A 21,194-nucleotide genomic window follows, 5' to 3' on the forward strand; every position below is an offset into this window, starting at 1 on the left:
TAGCGATGGATGACGCGCTTTACTGCAGGCTTGCATGCAGGCGGCGCGCAGCCTCCTGGCCGCTGAGCCATGCGCCTTCGACCCGGCCGGACAGGCACCAGTCGCCGCACACATACAGGCCCAGGTCGGCATCGGCCAGGGCGCCCCATTCGTGGTTGCCGGCGGGGCGGGCGTAGAGCCAGCGATGGGCCACGCTGAAGCTCGGTGCGGGCATCGCGCTGTGCAGCAGTTCGGCGAATGCGCCGTGCAGGTGTTCGATCACCGCTTCCTTGGACAGGTCGATGTGCTGCCGGCTCCATTCGCTGGTGGCGTGCAGTACCCAGGTGTCGAGCGTGTTGTCGCGTCCCGGCTTGCTGCGGTTGCGCGCCAGCCAGTCCAGGGGACTGTCCTGTAGGAAGCAGCCTTCCATGGGTGTATCCAGCGGTGTTTCGAAGGCCAGCGCCACGGCCCAGGTCGGGTCCATCTTCACACCAGCGGCCACTGCGGCCAGCTTCGGTACGGCCGCCAGCAATGCGGTGGCCTGGGGCGCGGGCGTGGCGATCACCACCTGGCCGAAGGGGCCGTGGGTGAAACCTTCCGCGTCCTGCAAATGCCAGTGTTCCTGGCCACGGTACACCTCAGTGATCCGGCAGGAAAACTGCACCTGCAACTTGTCGAGCAAGGCGCGGGTGATGGCGCTCATGCGCGGCGTGCCGACCCAGCGGGTCTGTTCGTCCGGCGATGGGCTCAGTTGTCCGTTCTGGAAGTTGTAGAGTTGCGGGTTCCATTCCGCCGCCCAGCCGTTGGTTTGCCAGCGCTGGACCTCCGTGACAAAGCGGCGATCGCGGGCGGTGAAGTATTGCGCACCCATGTCCAATGCGCCGGCGTCGCTGCGTTTGCTCGACATGCGTCCGCCGCTGCCGTGGCTTTTATCGAAGAGTTGAACGATATGCCCGGCCTCCGTCAGGGCCTGGGCGGCTGAAAGTCCGGCGATGCCGGTGCCGATGATTGCGATAGGTACAGTCATGAGGGCCTCGTTTACCTTTCTGTACAGACTACGCCGTCGTTTAAACCTGTACAATTCGGGTTTTTGGTATAAGTTTTACCGTTCGCGTTTGGGCAGCTTGTCCTATTGTTAAACACAGACCCTGCCCGATACGAAAAATCCCTGCTTATAAAAATAGACTAATGGGCCGGGTAAAACGCGATGCGAGGAACATCTCATGCACATATTGCTGACCGGCGGTACTGGTTTGATCGGACGTCAGCTCTGCCGCCTCTGGTTGGGGCAGGGACATCGCTTGACGGTGTGGAGTCGCCGACCCGAAGAAGTGGCGAAAAACTGTGGGGCAGATGTGCGAGGCGTTGCCCGGCTCGATGAAATTGTCGAGCCGGTGGACGCGGTGGTCAACCTCGCGGGAGCGCCGATTGCCGACCGGCCCTGGAGCCACAAGCGCAAGATGTTGTTGTGGAGCAGTCGCATCACGTTGACGGAAGTTTTGCTGGCGTGGCTGGAGCGTTGCGAGCAGAAACCGCAGGTATTGATTTCCGGTTCCGCGGTGGGTTGGTATGGCGACGGTGGCGAGCGTGAGTTGACCGAGGAATCGGGGCCGGTGAGCGAAGATTTCGCCAGCCAGTTGTGTATCGCCTGGGAAGAAACCGCGCAACGGGCCGAGGCGTTGGGCATGCGAGTGGTGCTGGTTCGTACCGGCCTGGTCATGTCTGCCGAGGGCGGCTTTTTGTCGCGGCTGCTGCTGCCGTTCAAACTGGCGCTGGGCGGGCGTATCGGCAATGGTCGGCAGTGGATGCCGTGGATTCATATTGACGATCAAATCGCCCTGATTGATTTTCTTCTGCACCGCTTTGATGCTCGCGGTCCTTATAATGCGTGCGCTCCGAACCCGGTGCGCAACCGCGATTTTGCCAAGGCCCTGGGGCATGTATTGCATCGGCCAGCCGTGGTGCCGATGCCGGAACTTGTGTTGAAAGTCGCGTTGGGGGAGTTGTCATTGCTGTTGCTCGGCGGCCAGCGCGCCACGCCGGCCCGATTGCAGGCGGCGGGTTTCACATTCCGGTTCACTGATTTGCCTGCGGCCCTGGAAGACTTGTCCAGCCGCCTTTGAAATAGGACGTTGCATGACCGATCACGCGTTGCTTCTGGTGAATCTGGGTTCGCCTGCCTCCACTTCGGTGGCCGATGTGCGCCGCTACCTCAATCAATTCCTGATGGATCCGTATGTCATCGACCTGCCATGGCCGGTGCGGCGCTTGCTGGTGTCGCTGATCCTGATCAAGCGTCCCGAGCAGTCGGCCCATGCCTACGCCTCGATCTGGTGGGACGAGGGTTCGCCGCTGGTGGTGCTCAGCCGCCGGTTGCAACAGGCCATGACCGCGCAGTGGACCCAGGGCCCGGTAGAGCTGGCAATGCGTTATGGCGAGCCGTCCATTGAATCGGCATTGGTGCGGCTGGCGAGCCAGGGTCACAAGAAGATCACGTTGGCGCCGTTGTACCCGCAGTTCGCCGACAGCACCGTGACCACGGTGATCGAGGAGGCCAAGCGGGTTGTGCGGGAAAAGAAACTCGATGTGCAGTTCTCGATTCTCCAGCCATTCTACGATCAGCCCGAATACGTCGACGCCCTGGTGGCCAGCGCCAAGCCGTACCTGATGCAGGAACACGATCATCTGTTGTTGAGTTTCCACGGCTTGCCGGAGCGACACCTGACCAAGCTCGACCCTACGGGGTTTCATTGCTTCAAGGATGCCGACTGCTGCAAGAACGCGCCGCCGGAGGTCATGGCGACCTGTTACCGCGCGCAATGCATTCGCACTGCCGAACTGTTCGCCCAGCGCATGGGGCTCAAGGATGGTCAGTGGTCGGTGTCGTTCCAGTCGCGATTGGGACGGGCCAAGTGGATCGAACCCTATACCGAGGCGCGCTTGGAGGAACTGGCTAAAAGCGGCGTGAAGAAAGTGTTGGTGATGTGCCCGGCGTTCGTGGCCGACTGCATTGAAACCCTGGAGGAAATCGGCGATCGCGGCCGCGAGCAGTTCCGCGAGGCGGGGGGAGAAGAGTTGGTGTTGGTGCGTTGCCTCAATGATGAGGCGCAGTGGGCGCAGGCGTTGAGTACCCTCTGCGAACGGGCGCCGATAGCTCTGTAAACCTCGAAAAGCATCGCGGGCAAGCCTTGCTCCCACAGATTTTGTCTTGACCATTCAAGCATGGTCCACTCAAAACCTGTGGGAGCAAGGCTTGCCCGCGATGACAATAGTGCAGGCGGTGAATCTACAGCAGCGGCTCATCCGCCTGCTTCTGCTTCCAGCTGTCATTGCCCGGCAGCAGCAGGTTCAACGCGATCGCCACCACCGCGCACAGCGCGATGCCTTTGAGGCCGAAGTCGTCCGGCCCAGTGCCAGTGCCCACCAGTACACCGCCGATGCCGAACACCAGTGTGACCGAAACGATCACCAGGTTGCGCGCCTCGCCCAGGTCGATCTTGTGGCGGATCAAAGTGTTCATGCCCACCGCCGCAATCGAACCGAACAACAGGCACAGGATCCCGCCCATCACCGGCACCGGGATGCTTTGCAGCAGCGCGCCGAACTTGCCGATGAATGCCAGGCTGATGGCAAAGATCGCCGCCCAGGTCATGATCTTCGGGTTGTAGTTCTTGGTCAGCATCACCGCGCCAGTCACCTCGGCGTAGGTGGTGTTGGGCGGGCCGCCGAACAGGCCGGCGGCGGTGGTGGCAATGCCGTCACCGAGCAGTGTGCGGTGCAGGCCGGGTTTTTTCAGGTAGTCGCGACCGGTCACGCTGCCCACGGCAATCACGCCGCCGATGTGCTCGATGGCCGGCGCCAGCGCTACCGGTACGATGAACAGGATCGCCTGCCAATTGAACTCCGGTGCGGTGAAGTTCGGCAGGGCGAACCACGGCGCGGCGGCGATTTTCGCGGTGTCCACGACGCCGAAGAAAAACGCCATGGCAAAGCCCACCACCACGCCGGAAATGATCGGCACCAGGCGGAAAATGCCTTTGCCGAACACCGCCACGATCAGGGTGGTGAGCAAGGCCGGCATCGAAATCAGCATCGCGGTTTGATAATGAATCAGCTCGGTGCCATCGCCAGCCTTGCCCATCGCCATGTTGGCGGCAATCGGCGCCATGGCCAGGCCGATGGAGATGATCACCGGGCCAATCACCACCGGCGGCAGCAGCCGGTCGATGAACCCGGTGCCCTTGATCTTCACCGCCAGGCCAAGAAAGGTGTAGACGAAACCTGCCGCCATCACGCCGCCCATGGTCGCGGCCAGGCCGAACTGGCCCTTGGCGAGGATGATCGGGGTGATGAAGGCAAAGCTCGAAGCCAGGAACACCGGCACCTGGCGCCCGGTGACGATTTGGAACAGGATCGTTCCCAGGCCGGCCGTGAACAGCGCCACGTTAGGGTCCAGCCCGGTGATCAGCGGCATCAATACCAGCGCGCCGAAGGCGACGAACAGCATCTGCGCGCCGGACAGCACCTGGCGCCAGAGCGGATCGTTGAACTCATCCTGCATGCTCAAGCGTCCTTCTGCTTGGTGCCGAAGATCTTGTCGCCGGCATCGCCCAGGCCCGGGATGATGTAGCCGTGTTCGTTGAGTTTCTGATCGATGGACGCGGTGTAGATGGTCACGTCCGGGTGGGCATCCTGCACGGCCTTGATGCCTTCGGGAGCGGCGACCAGCACCATGGCGCGGATGTCCCGGCAGCCGGCCTTTTTCAACAGGTCGATGGTGGCGACCATGGAGCTGCCGGTGGCGAGCATCGGGTCAATGATCATCGCCAGGCGCTCGTCGATTTCCGGCACCAGTTTTTCCAGGTAGGTGTGCGCCTGCAGGGTCTGCTCGTTGCGAGCCACGCCCACGGCGCTGACCTTGGCCCCCGGGATCAGGCTCAGCACGCCCTCGAGCATGCCGATGCCGGCGCGCAGGATCGGCACCACGGTGATCTTCTTGCCGGCGATTTTCTCGACCTGGACCGTACCGGCCCAACCCTCGATTTCATAGGACTCCAGCGGCAGGTCCTTGGTGGCCTCGTAAGTGAGCAGGGCACCGACTTCCTGGGCGAGTTCACGGAAGTTCTTCGTGCTAATGTCAGCGCGGCGCATCAGGCCGAGTTTGTGTCTGATCAGCGGATGGCGGATCTCGAGGATGGGCATGGGGAAGGCTCCGGCGGCGGGCAAAAAAACCGGCCTAGATTAATCTATCCGAGGGTGTTGTCCTATAGACAATACAGAACGTTAGTCCACAAACGCTTGATCTGGCCGGGCGGGATGCGTACCTTTGCCGGTTTTTCCGAACCCTGCCACCCTTGGAGAGCGCCATGTCCGCTGATCTCGAGCATATCCGTCAAATCATGCGAGAGGCTGACTGCCTGTACACCGAAGCCGAAGTCGAAGCGGCCATCGCCCGTGTCGGTGCGCAAATCAACGACCAACTGGCCGCTGCCAACCCGGTGGTGTTCTGTGTCATGAACGGCGGGCTGATTTTCTCCGGCAAGCTGCTGACCTACCTGAACTTCCCCCTGGAAGCGTCCTACTTGCACGCGACGCGTTATCGCAACGAAACCAGCGGCGGCGACCTGTTCTGGAAAGCCAAGCCGGAAGTCTCGTTCATCGACCGCGACGTGCTGATCATCGACGACATCCTCGACGAAGGTCACACCCTGGGTGCGATCATCGACTTCTGCAAACACGCCGGTGCCCGCGCCGTGCACACCGCCGTGCTGATCGACAAGGACCACGACCGCAAGGCTCGTCCGGACTTGAAAGCCGATTTCGTCGGCCTGCCGTGCATCGACCGCTACATCTTCGGCTACGGCATGGACTACAAAGGTTACTGGCGCAACGCCAATGGCATTTTCGCCGTCAAGGGAATGTAATCGATGGCCCGGCCAGCTCCGGACCGTGGACGATGGCGAACTGGCCCACGGGCACCCCGTGAAGGCGAGGCCGGCGTGGCGCAATACCACGCATGGACGCGCGCCCAGTTCGACTAGTACTCCGTAACGAGGAGCTTGTTCCCGAGGGTGGGAGCGAGCTTGCTCGCGATAGCGGAGTGTCAGATTACCAGGGTGTCGGACGTGCCGCCGTCGTCGCGAGCAAGCTCGCTCCCACAGTTTTTGGCATCCGCCCCCGGCACCAGCAAGCCCCCTTGCCACGGTTCAGGCAAGACTGGAATGAGCGGTGCTGCCAGCAGCCAGCCATTGCTCGCTCTTGACCCGCGCCTGCTCCAGGGTCTGCACATACGCCAATTGCCGCTGCTCGCGATGAATACCGGCACGGCGCAGCTTCAGGCGCACCCTTGGCGCCGTCGCGACCAGGATCAGGCCGATGCCCTGTTTGCGGTAATCCTTCAGGACGTTTTCAAACGCAGCCAGCGCGGTCATGTCCAGCATGGGCACGGCGCTCATTTCCACCACCACGACGCGCACCCCCGGATCGAACTTGCGCAGCACGTCCAGGGCTTTTTCTGCCGCACCGAAGAACAGCGGCCCACGAATTGCGTAGCAGCGCACATGCTCGGGCATGTCCAGCAGCGCCTGGTGGAAGTGGCGCGGCAGTTCGGCGCTGTCGGTCAGTTCGCTCATGCGCTTGATGAACAGCCCGGCGGCCAGCAGCAGGCCGACGGCGACGGCCATGACCATGTCGAACAGGACGGTCAGGCTAAGGCAGGTCAGCAGCACCAGTACGTCGCTGCGCGGTGCGATGCGCAAGGTATGCAGCACGTGTCCGGCTTCGCTCATGTTCCAGGCCACTATCACCAGTAGCGCCGCCAGGGCAGCCATGGGCAGGTAGCTGAACAAGGGCGCCAGCAGCACCATCGCCAGCAGCACCACAAGGCTATGAATGATCGCGGCCAGCGGCGAAGAGGCGCCGCTGCGCACATTGGTCGCGCTGCGGGCAATGGCCGCCGTGGCGGTGATACCGCCAAACAGCGGCGCCACGAGGTTGCCCAGGCCTTGGCCGATCAGTTCGGCGTTGGGGTCGTGCTTGCTGCCGGTCATGCCATCCGCCACTACGGCGCACAGCAGCGACTCGATGGCGCCAAGCATGGCAATGGCGAAGGCCGGGCCCAGCAATTGGCGGATCAGGTCATAGGAAAGCGTCAAGGGATGCCCCTGGCCATCAGGCAGGTTCCATGGCCACTCGAAGCTCGGTAAAAACGGCGGGATACCGGGATGGCTGATGCCATCGACCACGTAGCTGAAACGCTCGCCCAATGTTGCCACCGGCCAACCGCCGCGCTCCAGCGCCAGTCCCAGTAGCGCCCCGACCAGCAAGGCAACCAAATGCCCGGGAACCCGAGGTACCCAGCGTGGCCAGGCAATCAACACCGCCAGGCACGTGACGCCGATGATGCCATCGCCGAGCCGGGCACTGGGCAGTGCCATGATCAGTTCGCCCAACTGTTCGATGTAGTGCTTGGCTTGCCCGATGGTGGTCAGCCCCAGCAGATCCTTGAGTTGCAAGGTGGCGATGACCACGCCGATCCCGGCGGTAAAGCCGAGGATCACCGGGTAGGGGATGTATTGGATCAGCCGTCCGGCGCGCATCAATCCCAAGGTGATGAGAATCAGGCCGGCGAGCATGGTGCACAACAACAGGCCGCCGAGGCCGTATTGTTGAGTGATGGGCAGCAGGATCACCACGAACGCCGCCGTCGGCCCGCTGACGTTGAAGCGCGAGCCGCCGGTGAGGGCGATCAAGGGCGCGGCCACCAACACCGTGTACAAGCCATGTTGCGGCGGCACGCCAACGGCAATCGCCAGGGCCATGGCCAGTGGGATGGCGATGATGCCGACGGTCAGCCCGGCCACCAGGTCGCCACGCAGGCGTTCAAGGGTGTAACCGGCGCGCCAGGCCTGACGCCAGGCGGCAAACAACGGTGGGGCGGAGAAAGACATGAGTACTCCTCGCAAAGGGGGGGGCTGGCACTGGCCCTATACAGATCCCGCGTGGGAATGCTGCCCGGAACGCTCCGCGTCCCATGTGACGCGGAGCGTCACTGGATGCATTTCCACGCAGGAGCGTGGGAACGATCATGCGTCGGTAGACCGGGGCTGATGGCTCTTTGAGTATGCCGTGCTCGTTGCGCAGATGTATTGATCTGGATCGTTATTTTTATCGCTTGGGCTCATGCTAGAGTGCCCGGCCAAGACCCCGGAGCTTGTCATGCGTGTATCGATCCGCTGCTGCGCCACTTTGCTGTTGATCTCCAGCCTGCCCTTGGCGGCCGTGGCTGCGCCGATGCACAGCCAGTTCCTGCCGCCTGATGACCTGGTGGTGCGCCAGGAGCAGCCTGAACAGCAGCAGTTGCTGCAAGTGACCGAGTATTCGGTGGTGCTGGGTAACCAGCGTCAGTCCAATCAGCAACCGATTCCAGTCACTTCGCCGCTGCTGGTCCGCCTCAAGGGCAAGCCGATGAACAAGGGTGCGACCCTCAGCCAGGTGATCCTTAACTTCGACGGCGAAAGCAAAAGCCTGAAGAAACCGGTCTTCGACGAGGTAAGCAAGACCCTGACGCTGTCTTATCCACAGGCCCAGTACCGGGTGGTCATCGATCTGCTGCGCAACAACACGGTCTATGTGCAGTTTCTCACTTACGCCAACGGCCATATCTGGGCCGACCTGCACACCGGTGCCGAACGCCCGCGTTGAGCCCCGAGGCCTGCCGGGGGTAAACTGCCCGCCCCGTGAACTGTGCGAGCTGGAGCCGGCAATGCGTAAAGACAAGAAACAAGTGATTGGCGACGAGATTGGCGATGAACAGATCAAGCTGTTCCTCAATTTCGAACCGGTCGATGCCACGTCGCCGTCGCTGCACAAACTGATCAAGGCCTACCGCGGCCTGCGGGTCGACGATTTCGAGCGTTTCCTGACGTTCTTCGTCGCGGCCGGTCATGACCTCAATGGCAAGGATGAACACGGCAACGATTTCGTCGCACTGGTTCGTGACCAGCGTAATGCCGAGGATTACATCGAGCTGGTCAACAAGGCTCGCGGTTAGATCAAAAGATCGCAGGCTTCGCCAGCTCCTACAGGAGATCGCGAAGCCTGCGATCCTTTAAACAAAAACGCCCCGCTCTCATGGAGAGCGGGGCGTTTTTTTATGCGATCAAATCAAGCGTAGCTTTGAGTCTCGCTGCTTTCTTCAACCAGCTCCAGCGCGATGTTGTTCTGCGCATTGATCTTGCGATACAGCGCCGCGTCGGTTTCCAGCACTTTTTCCCGGGCCGGGAAGATCTCTGCGAGCTTGGTAGCCCACTCGCCCTTGGCTTTGTCCGGGAAGCAGCGCTCGATCAGTTCCAGCATGATCGACACGGTCACCGAAGCACCCGGCGATGCGCCGAGCAGAGCGGCGAGGCTGCCGTCCTTGGCCGCCACCAGTTCGGTACCGAACTGCAGGACGCCACCTTTCTTCGGGTCTTTCTTGATGATCTGCACCCGCTGGCCGGCCACTTCCAGGCGCCAATCCTCGGCTTTCGCCTCGGGGTAGAAGCGACGCAGGGATTCCAGGCGCTGTTCCATGGACTGCATCACTTCGCTGATCAGGTACTTGGTCAGGTCCATGTTGTCCCGGGCCACGGCCAGCATCGGGCCGATGTTGCCGGCACGTACCGACAGCGGCAGGTCCATGATCGAGCCGTGCTTGAGGAACTTGGTGGTGAAACCGGCGTATGGCCCGAACAGCAGGGATTTCTTGCCATCGACCACGCGGGTGTCCAGGTGCGGCACCGACATCGGCGGCGAGCCCACGGCAGCCTGGCTGTAGACCTTGGCCTGGTGGTGCTTGACCACTTCCGGGTTGTCGCAACGCAGCCACTGGCCACTGACCGGGAAGCCGCCGAAGCCCTTGCTTTCCTCGATGCCCGAGGCTTGCAGCAACGGCAACGCCGCACCGCCGGCACCCAGGAACACGAACTTGGCGTCGACATCGCGGCTGCTGCCGGAATTGACGTCCTTGATGCTCACGGTCCAGCCACTGCCGTTACGCTTGAGACCGGTGACGCGCTTGCAGTATTTGACCTGGGTGTCCGGGGCGCTGGTCAGGTGCTTGAGCAACTGGTTGGTCAGGGCGCCGAAGTTGACGTCGGTACCGTTCATGACGCGGGTGGCGGCGATGACCTCATCGGCCGGCCGACCAGGCATCATCAGCGGCATCCACTCGGTCATCCGGGCCTTGTCCTCGGTGTATTCCATGTCGGCGAAGGCGTGATGCTGGCGCATCAGCTCGAAGCGTTTCTTCAGGAACGACACGCCTTTCTCGCCTTGCACGAAGCTCAGGTGTGGCACCGGGGCGATGAAGGACTTGGAGGAGCCGAACGTGCCTTTTCTGGTCAGGTACGTCCAGAACTGCTTCGACACCTCGAACTGGGTGTTGATGTGCACGGCCTTCTTGATGTCGACATTGCCATCGGCTGCCTGGGGCGTGTAGTTGAGCTCACACAGCCCGGCGTGGCCGGTACCGGCGTTGTTCCACGGGTTGGAACTCTCCGCGGCACCGGAATCCATCAGCTCGACGACTTCCAGCGAGATCGCGGGGTCGAGCTCCTTGAGCAGTACGGCCAGGGTGGCACTCATGATGCCGGCCCCTACCAGAACTACATCGACTGCTTCGTTATGCGCCATTTAACGCGTCTCCAAAATCTGCAGCACCAAATTGTCGGCATAGCGGCCAAGAGTGGCGGGGCAGGTCAGTTGCGCCCCAGTTATCCATGGCCAGGATCGCCATGTCCGAATCTTCGCAATTTTTCGCACCTACTGCGGATGCATGCAGCCTGGCCTCAAGAGTCACATGAACTCATTTAAGCGCCGGGCAGGCAATTCGACTTATGGCCGAGACATCCGTTCGTGCAACCAAATCCGTAGCGGACAGGCTTCAGGCGCCGGTTCTTGAGCGATATCCGGTCCTGTGTCGTTGGGCTGTTTCAGACGCTAATGGTGCTTGTTCAGACGCAAAACTCTTCATTTGCTCGCCACACTCTCGTGAAGTTGTGAAAACCCGTTTTTTCACGCTCTTTTGAAGACGTGAACCTCAAAAAAGGGCTGTCCCAGCCTGGCACTGCGCCCGGTTTGGTTGCCCCCATGTAATACATGACAGGCAAAACGGGCAGACAGCTCAGTGACCGAGCGTAATGACAGCTCTGCAGATTCGCGAAAAGTGGTGATTTGCCTGGAGGAACAGCAAGCACGCCAGCTTCACTCGATCTGTGTGGGCGGCTCTCTGTGGGCGTTGCGGGGTGCCAATACCAGCGCATCAGCGGTGTTGCGAGGCCCGATCAGGAGACGTCCTTATAATCGGGGGGAGATTGTATCGAAGAAACGCAGGGAAATGGTCGTGTTTAATGACTTTTATTAGCCGTCCGGTCAGACGGTCAACAGCTGCCGGTTACGTGCTCGAGCAGGAAGCGCTTGCACGCGGGCGCTGGCGGGCAGTGGCTGGTGCAGCCAGTTGAGACGGATCTCTTCGATTTCCACCCAGCCTTCGCCCATGGGTTGCAGGCTGCACTGCTTGAACGCCTGGCAACGGCCGTCGCGATCGAGCAAGGCGAAGCTGCGGTGATGAGGACGAGGGGTGAACAGGGAAATAAGGAAGCGCATGATCGGATACCGGGTCAGGGAGCTTGGGATAAGCCTGACAGTGGGCTATGACATGCCGGTGTAAGGACCGTGACAATGGGGTGACAGGAACCGGCAACCGAGGCCCGTGTCAGACATTTCAGTATTCATCGTGCGACGCTAGTTCACGGCGATGGCGCACCGCTATACTGCCGGCCTGTTTGTGCCCGATTCTGGAGAGAAGAGCATGTTGCAACGCCTGTTGTTCGGTTTGATCGCTGTGACCAGTCTGACCCTCGTCGGCTGCGCCCACAGCCCGCAACAACTTAACCCGGAGCCCAAGCTCAATGCCCAGCTGGCGCCTGTGGGTCGTGGCCAGCCGGTGGTGGTGCGGGTGGTGGACGGTCGTCCGTCGCCGACGCTCGGCACCCGTGGCGGGCTGTATCCGGAAACCAGTGTGATCACGGTGCAGGGCGCGCAGATCCTGCCCAAGCTGCAGGCCCAGGCTGAAGCCGCCGTGCGTTTGCTGGGCTTCACGCCGACCGCCAATGCCTTGAATGCACCGCAACTGACGGTGACCCTGGCCGAGCTCAAGTACCAGTCGCCCAAGGAAGGCATGTACGTGACCGAAGCCACCATCGGCGCGACCTTCCGCTCCGACGTGCAGAACGCCAACCGTCGCTACAGCGGCCGTTACGGTGCGTCCCTGGACCAGCGCTTCGGCATGGCACCTAACCAGGACACCAACACCAAGCTGGTCAGCGACGTCTTGAGCGATGCCCTGACCCGGCTGTTCAAGGATCCGACCATTGGCCAGGTGCTGGCCGAGTAAGGTTTCGGCGGCATGACCCCTGGGCTGCAATGGTCCAGGGGGCGAATGAGACTTTTGAAAGCAAGACCTGTGGGAGCAAGGCTTGCCCGCGATAGCGATCTGTCCTTCACAGCGTTGTCGAAGGTGCTGCCCTCATCGCGGGCAAGCCTTGCTCCCACAGAGTGAAACCGTCATGCAGCCTCTGAGTACAGCTCCAGCACACTGATCCCGGTCAGCAGGTCTGTCTCCGGAAGATCGGCATGTTGATGGCCGCCCAGGGCGCAATACACCAGCCAATGACGGTCCTGCACGTTGAAGGACAGGCTGTCGACGAGGTTCTGCTGTTCGTCGCTTGGGCTGATGAGATAGAGGCGGTCCTGGTTTTCGGCGTGCAGCATGACGGGTTCCGTGCAGGTTTGAAGGGCGACAGAGTGGCCTAATCAGATGACGAAACCGTGACGGGTGAAATTAACCTTGGGCGTGCTCCCTCGCCACAAAAGAACCCAGCGTTGCGGCGGGATCGTTACTGGTCGGAAAAAACGGTGCAGGGCGGCAGGCTTTCGGTAGAATCCGCGCCCTGTTCGTAGGCCACGGGCGTGTCCTGTCCGTTTTTCGCTTGAGGTTCGTGATGTCGCTGCATCTGCTTTCGTTGTTCGCCGCCCACCCCGCCAAACTGATCAACCTGCTCGCGTTGCTGTTTGCCTGCCCGGGCGGCTGGGTGCTGCATGCGACGCGCCGCCGTGAACAACGGGCGCGAGCCTGCCTTGAAGCGCGCAATCGCGATGGCAACGAACGATTTGAAGCGCTGCTGGATCTGGCCACTCAGCGGATGAACCGGTTTTTCTACCGGTTTGGCTTTGGCTGCCTGGCGCTGGCGTTGCTGGTGTCGTGGATCAGTACGCAGTTCTAACGCAGTAGCCGTGGAACGGGCGTTTGCTCCCGCTGGGCTGCGCCCGTAGGAGCTGTCGAGTGCAACGAGGCTGCGATCTCTCTCCAGACACTTGAATCTCAAGCGAAAGAACAAAAGATCGCAGCCTTCGGGAGCTCCTGCACAAACCCAGCGGGAGCAAGCTCCCTCGTCGTGGCTTTAAAGCGCCAACCCCGCCTTGACCCGATACTGATTTCGCACCGGCGTTGCGTATTGCAGCACCAGGAACGGTCGGTGTTCCGGTGGGCAAGCGTCCAGCCTGCGCTGCCATTCCTGCTCGGCCTTGGCCAGCTCTTCGGCACCGAACACCTTGGCCGCCTTAGGCACCTGCAACTGCGGGTCGGCGTCGGCCCATTGGGCGTAAGCCAGGTAGTGCACCGGGAACAGGCGGTAGCCGCCGAGAATCTGCCGGTCCATCTCCTGGGCCAATTGCTTGGTGTCCTCGAACAGCTCGGTGATGGGCGCGGCGAAGTTCACGTGGACCCGGCCCTTGTAGCCGGTGATGCCCTTGGCGATGCTCACGTCGTCCTCGCCCGGGACCTTGGTGTAGGTGCCGGTGGTGGCGCGGATGTACAGCTCGCGGGCCTTGGCCTGGTCGCACGGGTCGTATTCGTAGCTGATCGACACCGGCGTAAGGTTGAGTGACTGGATCACCTCGCCGAACGGCTCGTCCTTGCGGCTCATGTGGAACATCTTGAGGATCGCCGATTCGGTCCGGTCGTCACCGTCCTTGGCTCGTCCTTCGGCCTGGGCGATCCAGATCGAGGCGCAGTCGTTGCGGATCGAATGGTTGATGTACGCCGACAACAACTGGTACGCCGCCATTTTTTCCCGCCGCCCGGTGATGGAGCGGTGCACGATGAAGCTCTTGTTCAGGCGCATCAGGTCGCTGACAAAGGGCTTTTGCAGCAGGTTGTCGCCAATGGCGATGCGCGGGGTCGGCAGGCCGGCGTGGTAGACGGCGTAGTTGACGAAGGCCGGGTCCATCACGATATCGCGGTGGTTGGCGATGAACAGGTACGCACTGCCGGACTTGAATTGCTCCACCCCTGTATAGGTCACGCCATCGGTGGCGCGCTCGATGGTGTGGTCGACATAGAACTCCACCTTGTCCTGCAACGTGGCGACCGACGTCACCCCGGCGAACTCACGGCGCAATCTTTGCGCTATAAGGGGTTTGAGCATCCAGCCGAAGGCGCCGGCCAGGCGTGGGAAGCGGAAGTGGGTGAGGATATCTAGAAACGCCTTGTCGCCAAGCAGTCGTGCCAGCACCGCTGGGACTTCGCTGTCGTCGTAAGGTCGGATGGCATCGAATTCGCCCATCATGCTCTCTTGTTGGAAACGGCTAGGGTAAGTAAAGGTTCTAACGAAAAAACGACAGGGCACGGTCAGGAAGATAAGCCAGACAAAAATAGCCCTGCAAATAGACCGGCGATTATACGCACAAGTCACCTGGGAGACCGCGATGCTGGAAAGCGCTCATTATGAATGTCCCTATTGTGGGGAGGACGTTGAGACATCCCTGGACTTGTCCGGCGGCGACCAGACCTACATCGAGGATTGTCAGGTGTGTTGCCGGCCAATCACCTTTGTGTTGCAGGTCCATGGTGAGGAATGGCATCTCGAGGTCTTCAGAGAAGACGACTGACGGGGGGCAACACCGATGCGGCGAATCTACGAGCTGGAAAACCTGATGGAAGGCGAGTTGTTGCAAGGCATGCTTGCCAGCGAAGGCATCACGGCGCATCTGGTGGGGCGCGATTTGCTGGGCGGTGCGGGGGAGTTGCCGATGCAGGGCTTGCTGGGACTGGCGGTGGAGGATGACCAGGCGCAATACGCCCGGGAGTTGATCGCCGCGTACAATGCCGCACTGCCGTTGCCCGGCGATGAACCGGACAGCTATCCCGGCACGCTGGTCTGTTAGGCTGGCGGCCGTTTGTTCGATCAAGAGTCGTGTTGCCCCATGTGTGGACGTTATGCCCTGTTTCGCTGGAACCCCACCTTTGCAGCCCTGCCCGGTTTTCCCGCCGATCAGAAGGCTCAATGGAATATTTCGCCTAACGATTCCGTGCTGATCCTGCGGGCCGGCGCCGAGGGCCAGCGTGAGCTGGCCCGGGCACGCTGGGGCCTGACGCCGCCGTGGCTGACCGACCTGTCCCGCACCCCGGCTCATGCCCGGGCCGAAACCGTGGCCGAACAACCGATGTTCCGAGAGGCCTTGCGCCTGCGCCGTTGCCTGCTGCCGGCCAATGGTTTCTATGAGTGGCGCGGCGGCACGCGCAAGCGTCCGTACTGGTTGACGCCGGGGGAGGGTTCGTCGCTGTTTTTCGCCGCGATCTGGGAAGCGTATCCGGTGCAGGAACAGGTGTGGCTGAGCACGGCGGTCATCACCCAACCGGCGGCGGGTCAGCGCCGGCCGTTGATCCTGGACGAAGAAGGCCAGCGCCTGTGGCTCGACCCCGAGACACCGCTGCATGCCTTGCAAGGACTGCTGGCAAGCGAGCCGGCGGTACTGCGCGAGCGAGTGCTGGCCAACATGGTCAATGATCCGAAGCTCAATGGGCCGGAGTGCTTGACTCCGGCTTGAGCTTTGCGGCGCTTGTATTGGCCTTATCGTCGGATCGCCGCCCGGAGCAGGCTCGCTCCCACAATAGGCTACGGGTGTTCACAAAAAATGTGTTCACCGCCTATCCCCCTGTGGCGTTACTCGTGATGCGGTTCACCCAGGAAGGTCAACGAGGTGAACACGCCACGGGTGGCCACGTCCTTGTTGTCCTTGAGTGCAATTTCCATCTGCGCCGCGATCACATTCAAGCCTTCGTTGCGCACCAGCACCTTGGCCCGGCCTTCTGCGTCGGTTTCAGTCGATACGGTGTTCGGCGCGCTGCGGTAGTCACCCACCAGTTTCACACCCGCTGCCGGTTTGCCGTCCAGCAGCACCCGTACCGGCAATGACTGGCCTGGCCCTACGGTCAGCGGGTCGACTTCCGGCAGGATCACGAACTTGATCGGTGCAAGCGTCGGCAGTTTCGCCCCCGGCTCATAGATCGCCAGGCTGTACTTGAACGTGTGGGTCGACTCGATCGCCCCGGGCACTTTGCTGCGGCCTTCGTTGATCCACTTCTTGTCCGCCGTCTGGGACCACATGCCGTTGTCCAGCGCCACGGCCAGCACCGCCGGTGGCTTGAGCGGTTGCAGGCGGGCGTGGTCCGGCAGGCGCTCGACGGTGACGGGGATCATCTTGCCGACCTGATCATAGGCCCAGGCACCGCTGATTTTCTGCGCCTTGAAGGCATTGTCTTCGGCGCCGTGGCCGTAGATCACTTCGATGTTGCCGCGACGCTGTTCGGTCCACAGGCCATGGGCCGAGGCCTGTGTGGCCAGGAGCAGGCCGAGCAGGGCGAAGGTCTTGGGGTATTTCATGCGGATGTTCCTTTTACAGAGCGAGGGTGAGACTGACGGTGAAGTTGCGCGGCTCGCCGGGGGTGACCCAGTAGTTGCTGTAGGCGCGCTCGTAGTACTTTTCATCGAAGACGTTGTTCAGGTTCAGCCCCACGGTGACGTCATCGCTGGCCTTGTAATGGGCCAGCAGATCCACGGTGTGGTAGGCCGGCAGTTCGAAGTCCTTGCCCGCTTCGCCCGAGCGATCGCCGACGTACGTGAACGCCGCGCCAACATCCGAACCGCGCAGGTGCCCGTCCTGGAATTCGTAGACGCCGAGCAGGCTGCCGCTGTGTTTGGCGACGCCAAGGATCCGGCTGCCCGTGGGGATTTGCTCGTCACCCTTGGTCACTTCGGCATCGATGTAGGCGAAGGCGCCAATCACCCGCACGGCATCGGTCACCTGCCCGGTGACTTGCAGGTCGATGCCCTGGCTGCGGGCCTTGCCCATGGCGCGGCTGAAGTCGGTCCCGGCGATCGGGTTCAGGACGTTTTCCTTCTCTATATGGAACGCCGCCAGGGTGGTGCTCAGGCGATCGTCGAACAATTCGCTCTTGATCCCCACTTCATAGCCGACGCCTTCCTCGGGGTCGAAGGGTTTACCGCCGGCATCCAGGCCATTGTTGGGTTTGAACGAGGTTGAGGCGTTGGCGAACAGGCCAACCTCGGGCGTCAGTTGATACAGCAGGCCGGCCCGCTGCGTCAGGGCATCGTGGCGTTGGCGGTTGGTGCGATCGCGGGTGTGATCGTCGATGCTCTGCTCGAAATGCTCATAGCGCACGCCGAGCATGCCCCGCAGTTTGTCGGTGAAGACGATCTGGTCTTGCAGGTTCAGCGCGCGGCTTTGCACATGTTCGAAGAAGTCGGTGCCGGTCCGAGTACCATTGGGTTTCGGCTGGCCGTAGATCGGCTGATAGATGTCGATGGGGTAGGTGCTGCCACCGATGGTGGTCACGCGCTCGTTCTTGCGGTAATCCTCATATTCGCTGCCGATCAGCAGTTCGTGTTGCCAGGGGCCGAGGTCGAACAGGCCGCGCAATTCCAGTTGGGTGATGCTGTCGTGCCAATTGTTGTCGCGCTCGCGATAGCGGCGGTTCACCGTGTGGCCATCGGCGTTCAGCGGGCGCGCTTCGGAGGCGAAGCCCCAGAGTTCACCCTGCTTGTAATGGCTGGCCAGGCGCAGTTGCCAGGTGTCGTTGAGCTGATGTTCGAGGGCGGCCTGGAGCATGTTGTTGTGATTGTCGATGTCGCCATCGTTGGGTTCGCCCAAAAAGGTCGAGCGGGAAACGCCGCTCCAGCGATTGTTCGGGGCGACGATGCCACGGTCGAACGTCGAGCTGTGGCGCACGATTTCGCTTTCCACCAGCAACCGGGTGTCGGGGTTCAATTGCCAGCTGATGGAAGGCGCGACGAAGACGCGCTGGCTGTCGACGTGATCGCGAAAGCTGTGGTTGTCCTCGACCGCCAGGTTGACCCGCGACAACAGGTTGCCTTCGGTGTCCAGTGGCCTGTTGACGTCCAGCGCGGTGCGGTAGCGATCCCAGCTGCCGGCGCTGGTTTGCAAGGTGGTGAAGGCTTCGGGCTGGGGTTTCTTGGTGACAATGTTCACCGTACCGCCGGGATCGCCACGGCCATACAGGCTGGCGGCTGGGCCCTTGAGCACTTCGATGCGTTCGATGTTCGCCGCGTCCGGCGTGCTCGGATAGCCACGGTTGGCGCTGAAACCGTCCTTGTAGAATTCCGATGTGGTGAAGCCGCGCACGCTGTATTCGTAGAGCGTCAGGCCACCGAAGTTGTTCTGCTTCGATACACCGCCGGCGTATTCCAATGCTCGTTCGACGTTGGTGCTGCCCAGGTCCTTGAGCACGCTGGCAGGGATCACGCTGATCGATTGCGGGATGTCGCGCAGGGCCGTGTCGGTTTTGGTGGCGCTGGCAGAGCGGGTGGCGCGATAGCCCGTGACGGGGCCGGTGGGGGATTCGTAGTCGGACGTCACGTTGACGGCGTCCAGTTCCAGAGGCTGGACTTCTTCGGCGTAGGCGGGATCGGCGAGCAAGCCCAGGGCGAGACTGGCAACGGAAATCCGTTTCAGGGATGACATGTTATGTTGTTCCAATTTTTAGTATTGAAACAATATAACACTACTAATGAGAATTTATGCTATCTGTATTTTCAGGTGAATCAGGATGAGATGACCGTCCCCACGCTCTGCGTGGGAATGCATACCGTGACGCTCTGCGTCACTTCCAGCAGTGGAACGCAGAGCGTCCCAGGCGACATTCCCACGCAGGAGCGTGGGAACGATCGATTCGCGCTAGTCGGCTATGACGCGGCTTACTGTTCTTCCTTGAGCGCCACTGGTGCCGGCGGTGGGCGCAGGCCGATTTCAGCGGTGAGCTTGAGCTCCTTGCCATTGCGCATGACCTGGATCGTCACCTTGTCAGTGGGCTTGATCCGCGCCACCTGGTTCATCGAGCGACGGCCATCGCCGGCCGGTTCGCCATCGATGCTCAGGATCACATCGCCCAGTTGCAGGCCGGCTTTCTGCGCCGGGCCGTCGCGGAAAATCCCCGCCACCACGATGCCGGGCCGCCCGGACAAGCCGAAGGACTCCGCCAGTTCCTGGGTCAGCGGCTGGACTTCAATGCCCAGCCAGCCGCGAATCACCTGGCCGTGCTCGATGATGGACTTCATCACCTCCATCGCCAGCTTCACCGGAATGGCGAAGCCGATACCCTGGCTGCCGCCGGACTTGGAGAAGATCGCCGTGTTGATCCCGGTCAGGTTGCCATTGGCATCCACTAGCGCGCCGCCGGAGTTGCCGGGGTTGATCGCGGCGTCGGTCTGGATGAAATCCTCGTAGTTGTTCAGGCCCAACTGATTGCGCCCGGTGGCGCTGATAATGCCCATGGTTACGGTCTGGCCGACGCCGAACGGGTTGCCGATGGCCAGGGCCACGTCGCCGATGCGGATACTGTCGGAGCGGCCGATGGTGATGGCCGGCAGGTTCTTGAGGTCGATCTTCAGCACCGCGAGGTCGGTTTCCGGGTCGCTTCCGATCACTCGAGCCAGGGTTTCGCGGCCGTCCTTGAGGGCCACCACGATCTGGTCGGCACCACTGGTGACGTGGTTGTTGGTCAAAATATAACCTTCAGGGCTCATGATCACGCCCGACCCCAGGCTCGACTCCATGCGCTTCTGCTTGGGCGAGTTGTCGCCGAAGAAGCGCCGGAATTGCGGGTCTTCGAACAATGGATGGCTGGGTTTGTTGATGACCTTGGTGGTGTACAGGTTCACCACGGCTGGCGCCGCGGTGGTCACGGCGTCGGCATAGGACACCGGCCCCTGTTGCACCGCCTTGGTTTGCGGCGCCTGTTGCAAGTTGACGTCGAGGCTCGGCAGGCCCACCCATTCCGGGTAGCGCTGGATAATCAGTAGAGCGACAAGCACGCCGGCCAACAGCGGCCAGCCGGAAAAACGCAGCGCCTTGAGCATTAAGCACGTCCTACAAAGGTTGCAGGCGGTATGAGACCGCCCATAATGTCGCGCATTATACGAGGCCGCGCGTGCCTCTGAACGGGATATTTAGGAGTCTTTTCATGGCCGTAGCCCTGAACACCCTGGTCGAAGAAGCGGACCGTTACCTGGCCAGCAGCCGGATTGCCGATTATTGCCCCAACGGCCTGCAGGTCGAAGGCGCGCCCCAGGTGATGCGCATCGTCAGTGGCGTCACCGCCAGCCAGGCTTTGCTTGACGCTGCCGTCGAGGCCGAGGCCGACCTGGTGCTGGTGCATCACGGTTATTTCTGGAAGGGCGAGAACCCTTGTATCACCGGCATGAAACAGCGTCGTCTCAAGACGTTACTCAAGCATGATATCAGCCTGTTGGCCTACCACTTGCCTTTGGACCTGCACCCGGAGGTGGGCAATAACGTGCAGTTGGCCCGCCAGTTGGACATCACCGTCGAGGGACCGCTGGATCCGGACAACCCCAAGATCGTCGGCCTGGTCGGCTCCCTGTCCGAACCGATGACGGCCCGGGATTTCGCGCGCAAGGTCCAGGAAGTCATGGGGCGTGAGCCGTTGTTGATCGAAGGCGAGCAAATGATCCGCCGAGTTGGTTGGTGCACGGGTGGTGGCCAGGGCTATATCGATCAGGCGGTGTTGGCCGGCGTCGACCTGTACCTCAGCGGCGAGGCGTCGGAGCAGACCTTCCACAGTGCGCGGGAAAATGGCATCAGTTTCATCGCCGCCGGGCATCATGCCACCGAACGCTATGGCGTCCAGGCGTTGGGTGATTACCTGGCGCGGCGCTTTGCCCTGGAACACATATTCATCGATTGCCCGAATCCCATCTGACTGTTTATAACCCCTGTGGGAGCGAGCTTGCTCGCGATGGCGGCGGATCAGCCGACATTAATATGGCTGACAC

The 21,194-nt window shown here is 61.6% G+C and carries 22 protein-coding genes and 1 pseudogene; 12 read left to right on the forward strand and 11 right to left on the reverse strand.

Going from position 1 to position 21,194, the window contains the following annotated elements:
• Window positions 1–19: 19 nt before the first annotated feature.
• A complete protein-coding gene (locus KGA89_RS20410; protein ID WP_223472402.1) occupies window positions 20–1,006 on the reverse strand; it encodes an NAD(P)/FAD-dependent oxidoreductase in 987 nt (328 codons plus the stop codon).
• Between the two features lie 196 nt (window positions 1,007–1,202).
• Here KGA89_RS20410 and KGA89_RS20415 point away from each other — a divergent pair, with 196 nt between their 5' ends.
• Together KGA89_RS20415 and hemH are read left to right on the forward strand one after the other, a co-directional pair.
• Complete coding sequence (locus KGA89_RS20415; RefSeq protein ID WP_223472403.1) at window positions 1,203–2,102, forward strand: TIGR01777 family oxidoreductase; 900 nt, start codon at window positions 1,203–1,205, stop codon at window positions 2,100–2,102.
• 13 nt (window positions 2,103–2,115) lie between these two features.
• Entirely contained in the window at window positions 2,116–3,141 is a 1,026-nt protein-coding gene (hemH, locus tag KGA89_RS20420) for a ferrochelatase (RefSeq protein ID WP_223472404.1), read from the forward strand.
• A gap of 124 nt (window positions 3,142–3,265) precedes the next feature.
• Here the strand turns inward: hemH and KGA89_RS20425 are convergent, their stop codons facing one another.
• Window positions 3,266–4,540, reverse strand: a complete 1,275-nt coding sequence (locus tag KGA89_RS20425; RefSeq protein ID WP_223472405.1) for a uracil-xanthine permease family protein — start codon at window positions 4,538–4,540, stop codon at window positions 3,266–3,268.
• A 2-nt stretch (window positions 4,541–4,542) separates the two neighbouring features.
• Window positions 4,543–5,181, reverse strand: a complete 639-nt coding sequence (gene upp, locus KGA89_RS20430; RefSeq protein ID WP_223472406.1) for a uracil phosphoribosyltransferase — start codon at window positions 5,179–5,181, stop codon at window positions 4,543–4,545.
• Window positions 5,182–5,345: 164 nt separating this feature from the next.
• Here upp and KGA89_RS20435 point away from each other — a divergent pair, with 164 nt between their 5' ends.
• Together KGA89_RS20435 and KGA89_RS20440 are read left to right on the forward strand one after the other, a co-directional pair.
• A complete protein-coding gene (locus KGA89_RS20435) occupies window positions 5,346–5,903 on the forward strand; it encodes a hypoxanthine-guanine phosphoribosyltransferase (protein ID WP_223472407.1) in 558 nt (185 codons plus the stop codon).
• Between the two features lie 25 nt (window positions 5,904–5,928).
• Window positions 5,929–6,020: pseudogene (locus KGA89_RS20440) on the forward strand (cupin fold metalloprotein, WbuC family); the annotation flags it as partial.
• 165 nt (window positions 6,021–6,185) lie between these two features.
• Here KGA89_RS20440 and dauA read toward each other — a convergent pair.
• Complete coding sequence (gene dauA, locus KGA89_RS20445) at window positions 6,186–7,928, reverse strand: C4-dicarboxylic acid transporter DauA (RefSeq protein ID WP_223472408.1); 1,743 nt, start codon at window positions 7,926–7,928, stop codon at window positions 6,186–6,188.
• A 268-nt stretch (window positions 7,929–8,196) separates the two neighbouring features.
• Between dauA and KGA89_RS20450 the strand changes: the two genes are divergently transcribed.
• On the forward strand, window positions 8,197–8,682 hold the full coding sequence (locus tag KGA89_RS20450) for a hypothetical protein (RefSeq protein ID WP_223472409.1): 486 nt from the start codon (window positions 8,197–8,199) through the stop codon (window positions 8,680–8,682).
• A 61-nt stretch (window positions 8,683–8,743) separates the two neighbouring features.
• Entirely contained in the window at window positions 8,744–9,031 is a 288-nt protein-coding gene (locus KGA89_RS20455; RefSeq protein ID WP_223472410.1) for a PA4642 family protein, read from the forward strand.
• 113 nt (window positions 9,032–9,144) lie between these two features.
• Here the strand turns inward: KGA89_RS20455 and mqo are convergent, their stop codons facing one another.
• Together mqo and KGA89_RS20465 are read right to left on the reverse strand one after the other, a co-directional pair.
• On the reverse strand, window positions 9,145–10,653 hold the full coding sequence (gene mqo / locus KGA89_RS20460) for a malate dehydrogenase (quinone) (protein ID WP_223472411.1): 1,509 nt from the start codon (window positions 10,651–10,653) through the stop codon (window positions 9,145–9,147).
• 738 nt (window positions 10,654–11,391) lie between these two features.
• The gene (locus KGA89_RS20465; RefSeq protein ID WP_223472412.1) at window positions 11,392–11,625 is read right to left on the reverse strand and encodes a hypothetical protein; all 234 of its coding nucleotides are present in this window, start codon (window positions 11,623–11,625) and stop codon (window positions 11,392–11,394) included.
• A 205-nt stretch (window positions 11,626–11,830) separates the two neighbouring features.
• On the opposite strand from KGA89_RS20465, the gene KGA89_RS20470 reads away from it, so the two are divergent.
• Window positions 11,831–12,415, forward strand: coding sequence for a YajG family lipoprotein (locus tag KGA89_RS20470; RefSeq protein ID WP_003205489.1), 585 nt, complete (start codon window positions 11,831–11,833; stop codon window positions 12,413–12,415).
• A gap of 170 nt (window positions 12,416–12,585) precedes the next feature.
• Here KGA89_RS20470 and KGA89_RS20475 read toward each other — a convergent pair whose 3' ends face one another.
• Complete coding sequence (locus tag KGA89_RS20475; RefSeq protein ID WP_014340170.1) at window positions 12,586–12,792, reverse strand: hypothetical protein; 207 nt, start codon at window positions 12,790–12,792, stop codon at window positions 12,586–12,588.
• A 230-nt stretch (window positions 12,793–13,022) separates the two neighbouring features.
• Here KGA89_RS20475 and KGA89_RS20480 point away from each other — a divergent pair, with 230 nt between their 5' ends.
• On the forward strand, window positions 13,023–13,304 hold the full coding sequence (locus tag KGA89_RS20480) for a hypothetical protein (RefSeq protein WP_072344446.1): 282 nt from the start codon (window positions 13,023–13,025) through the stop codon (window positions 13,302–13,304).
• A gap of 177 nt (window positions 13,305–13,481) precedes the next feature.
• Here the strand turns inward: KGA89_RS20480 and KGA89_RS20485 are convergent, their stop codons facing one another.
• Window positions 13,482–14,648 carry a 1-acyl-sn-glycerol-3-phosphate acyltransferase gene (locus KGA89_RS20485; protein ID WP_223472413.1) on the reverse strand — a complete coding sequence of 389 codons (1,167 nt, stop codon included), beginning with the start codon at window positions 14,646–14,648 and terminating at the stop codon, window positions 13,482–13,484.
• A 139-nt stretch (window positions 14,649–14,787) separates the two neighbouring features.
• On the opposite strand from KGA89_RS20485, the gene KGA89_RS20490 reads away from it, so the two are divergent.
• Genes KGA89_RS20490 through KGA89_RS20500 form a run of 3 tightly spaced genes read left to right on the forward strand, consistent with a single transcriptional unit; the run spans window position 14,788 to window position 15,909 of the window.
• Window positions 14,788–14,970, forward strand: coding sequence for a CPXCG motif-containing cysteine-rich protein (locus KGA89_RS20490; protein ID WP_003205483.1), 183 nt, complete (start codon window positions 14,788–14,790; stop codon window positions 14,968–14,970).
• A 15-nt stretch (window positions 14,971–14,985) separates the two neighbouring features.
• Window positions 14,986–15,246: a putative signal transducing protein gene (locus KGA89_RS20495; protein WP_072344436.1), complete on the forward strand. Its 261-nt coding sequence runs from the start codon at window positions 14,986–14,988 to the stop codon at window positions 15,244–15,246.
• A gap of 39 nt (window positions 15,247–15,285) precedes the next feature.
• The gene (locus KGA89_RS20500; protein WP_223472414.1) at window positions 15,286–15,909 is read left to right on the forward strand and encodes an SOS response-associated peptidase; all 624 of its coding nucleotides are present in this window, start codon (window positions 15,286–15,288) and stop codon (window positions 15,907–15,909) included.
• Between the two features lie 116 nt (window positions 15,910–16,025).
• Here KGA89_RS20500 and KGA89_RS20505 read toward each other — a convergent pair whose 3' ends face one another.
• From KGA89_RS20505 to algW, 3 genes are all read right to left on the reverse strand, one after another.
• Complete coding sequence (locus tag KGA89_RS20505) at window positions 16,026–16,745, reverse strand: DUF4198 domain-containing protein (protein WP_013694201.1); 720 nt, start codon at window positions 16,743–16,745, stop codon at window positions 16,026–16,028.
• 13 nt (window positions 16,746–16,758) lie between these two features.
• Entirely contained in the window at window positions 16,759–18,864 is a 2,106-nt protein-coding gene (locus KGA89_RS20510) for a TonB-dependent siderophore receptor (RefSeq protein ID WP_223472415.1), read from the reverse strand.
• Window positions 18,865–19,097: 233 nt separating this feature from the next.
• Window positions 19,098–20,258, reverse strand: a complete 1,161-nt coding sequence (gene algW / locus KGA89_RS20515; RefSeq protein WP_003205476.1) for a Do family serine endopeptidase AlgW — start codon at window positions 20,256–20,258, stop codon at window positions 19,098–19,100.
• Between the two features lie 104 nt (window positions 20,259–20,362).
• On the opposite strand from algW, the gene KGA89_RS20520 reads away from it, so the two are divergent.
• A complete protein-coding gene (locus tag KGA89_RS20520; protein WP_003205474.1) occupies window positions 20,363–21,121 on the forward strand; it encodes a Nif3-like dinuclear metal center hexameric protein in 759 nt (252 codons plus the stop codon).
• Window positions 21,122–21,194 lie beyond the last annotated feature (73 nt).

The sequence above is a fragment of the Pseudomonas sp. A-RE-22 genome, assembly GCF_019956035.1.
Classification (GTDB): Bacteria; Pseudomonadota; Gammaproteobacteria; order Pseudomonadales; family Pseudomonadaceae; genus Aquipseudomonas; species Aquipseudomonas brassicacearum.

Excerpts from the sequence above, each read along its gene's own strand:
- KGA89_RS20410 (WP_223472402.1), bottom strand. The coding sequence starts at position 1,006 with ATGACTGTACCTATCGCAATCATCGGCACCGGCATCGCCGGACTTTCA.
- KGA89_RS20415 (WP_223472403.1), top strand. The coding sequence starts at position 1,203 with ATGCACATATTGCTGACCGGCGGTACTGGTTTGATCGGACGTCAGCTC.
- hemH (WP_223472404.1), top strand. The coding sequence starts at position 2,116 with ATGACCGATCACGCGTTGCTTCTGGTGAATCTGGGTTCGCCTGCCTCC.
- KGA89_RS20425 (WP_223472405.1), bottom strand. The coding sequence starts at position 4,540 with ATGCAGGATGAGTTCAACGATCCGCTCTGGCGCCAGGTGCTGTCCGGC.
- upp (WP_223472406.1), bottom strand. The coding sequence starts at position 5,181 with ATGCCCATCCTCGAGATCCGCCATCCGCTGATCAGACACAAACTCGGC.
- KGA89_RS20435 (WP_223472407.1), top strand. The coding sequence starts at position 5,346 with ATGTCCGCTGATCTCGAGCATATCCGTCAAATCATGCGAGAGGCTGAC.
- dauA (WP_223472408.1), bottom strand. The coding sequence starts at position 7,928 with ATGTCTTTCTCCGCCCCACCGTTGTTTGCCGCCTGGCGTCAGGCCTGG.
- KGA89_RS20450 (WP_223472409.1), top strand. The coding sequence starts at position 8,197 with ATGCGTGTATCGATCCGCTGCTGCGCCACTTTGCTGTTGATCTCCAGC.
- KGA89_RS20455 (WP_223472410.1), top strand. The coding sequence starts at position 8,744 with ATGCGTAAAGACAAGAAACAAGTGATTGGCGACGAGATTGGCGATGAA.
- mqo (WP_223472411.1), bottom strand. The coding sequence starts at position 10,653 with ATGGCGCATAACGAAGCAGTCGATGTAGTTCTGGTAGGGGCCGGCATC.
- KGA89_RS20465 (WP_223472412.1), bottom strand. The coding sequence starts at position 11,625 with ATGCGCTTCCTTATTTCCCTGTTCACCCCTCGTCCTCATCACCGCAGC.
- KGA89_RS20470 (WP_003205489.1), top strand. The coding sequence starts at position 11,831 with ATGTTGCAACGCCTGTTGTTCGGTTTGATCGCTGTGACCAGTCTGACC.
- KGA89_RS20475 (WP_014340170.1), bottom strand. The coding sequence starts at position 12,792 with ATGCTGCACGCCGAAAACCAGGACCGCCTCTATCTCATCAGCCCAAGC.
- KGA89_RS20480 (WP_072344446.1), top strand. The coding sequence starts at position 13,023 with ATGTCGCTGCATCTGCTTTCGTTGTTCGCCGCCCACCCCGCCAAACTG.
- KGA89_RS20485 (WP_223472413.1), bottom strand. The coding sequence starts at position 14,648 with ATGATGGGCGAATTCGATGCCATCCGACCTTACGACGACAGCGAAGTC.
- KGA89_RS20490 (WP_003205483.1), top strand. The coding sequence starts at position 14,788 with ATGCTGGAAAGCGCTCATTATGAATGTCCCTATTGTGGGGAGGACGTT.
- KGA89_RS20495 (WP_072344436.1), top strand. The coding sequence starts at position 14,986 with ATGCGGCGAATCTACGAGCTGGAAAACCTGATGGAAGGCGAGTTGTTG.
- KGA89_RS20500 (WP_223472414.1), top strand. The coding sequence starts at position 15,286 with ATGTGTGGACGTTATGCCCTGTTTCGCTGGAACCCCACCTTTGCAGCC.
- KGA89_RS20505 (WP_013694201.1), bottom strand. The coding sequence starts at position 16,745 with ATGAAATACCCCAAGACCTTCGCCCTGCTCGGCCTGCTCCTGGCCACA.
- KGA89_RS20510 (WP_223472415.1), bottom strand. The coding sequence starts at position 18,864 with ATGTCATCCCTGAAACGGATTTCCGTTGCCAGTCTCGCCCTGGGCTTG.
- algW (WP_003205476.1), bottom strand. The coding sequence starts at position 20,258 with ATGCTCAAGGCGCTGCGTTTTTCCGGCTGGCCGCTGTTGGCCGGCGTG.
- KGA89_RS20520 (WP_003205474.1), top strand. The coding sequence starts at position 20,363 with ATGGCCGTAGCCCTGAACACCCTGGTCGAAGAAGCGGACCGTTACCTG.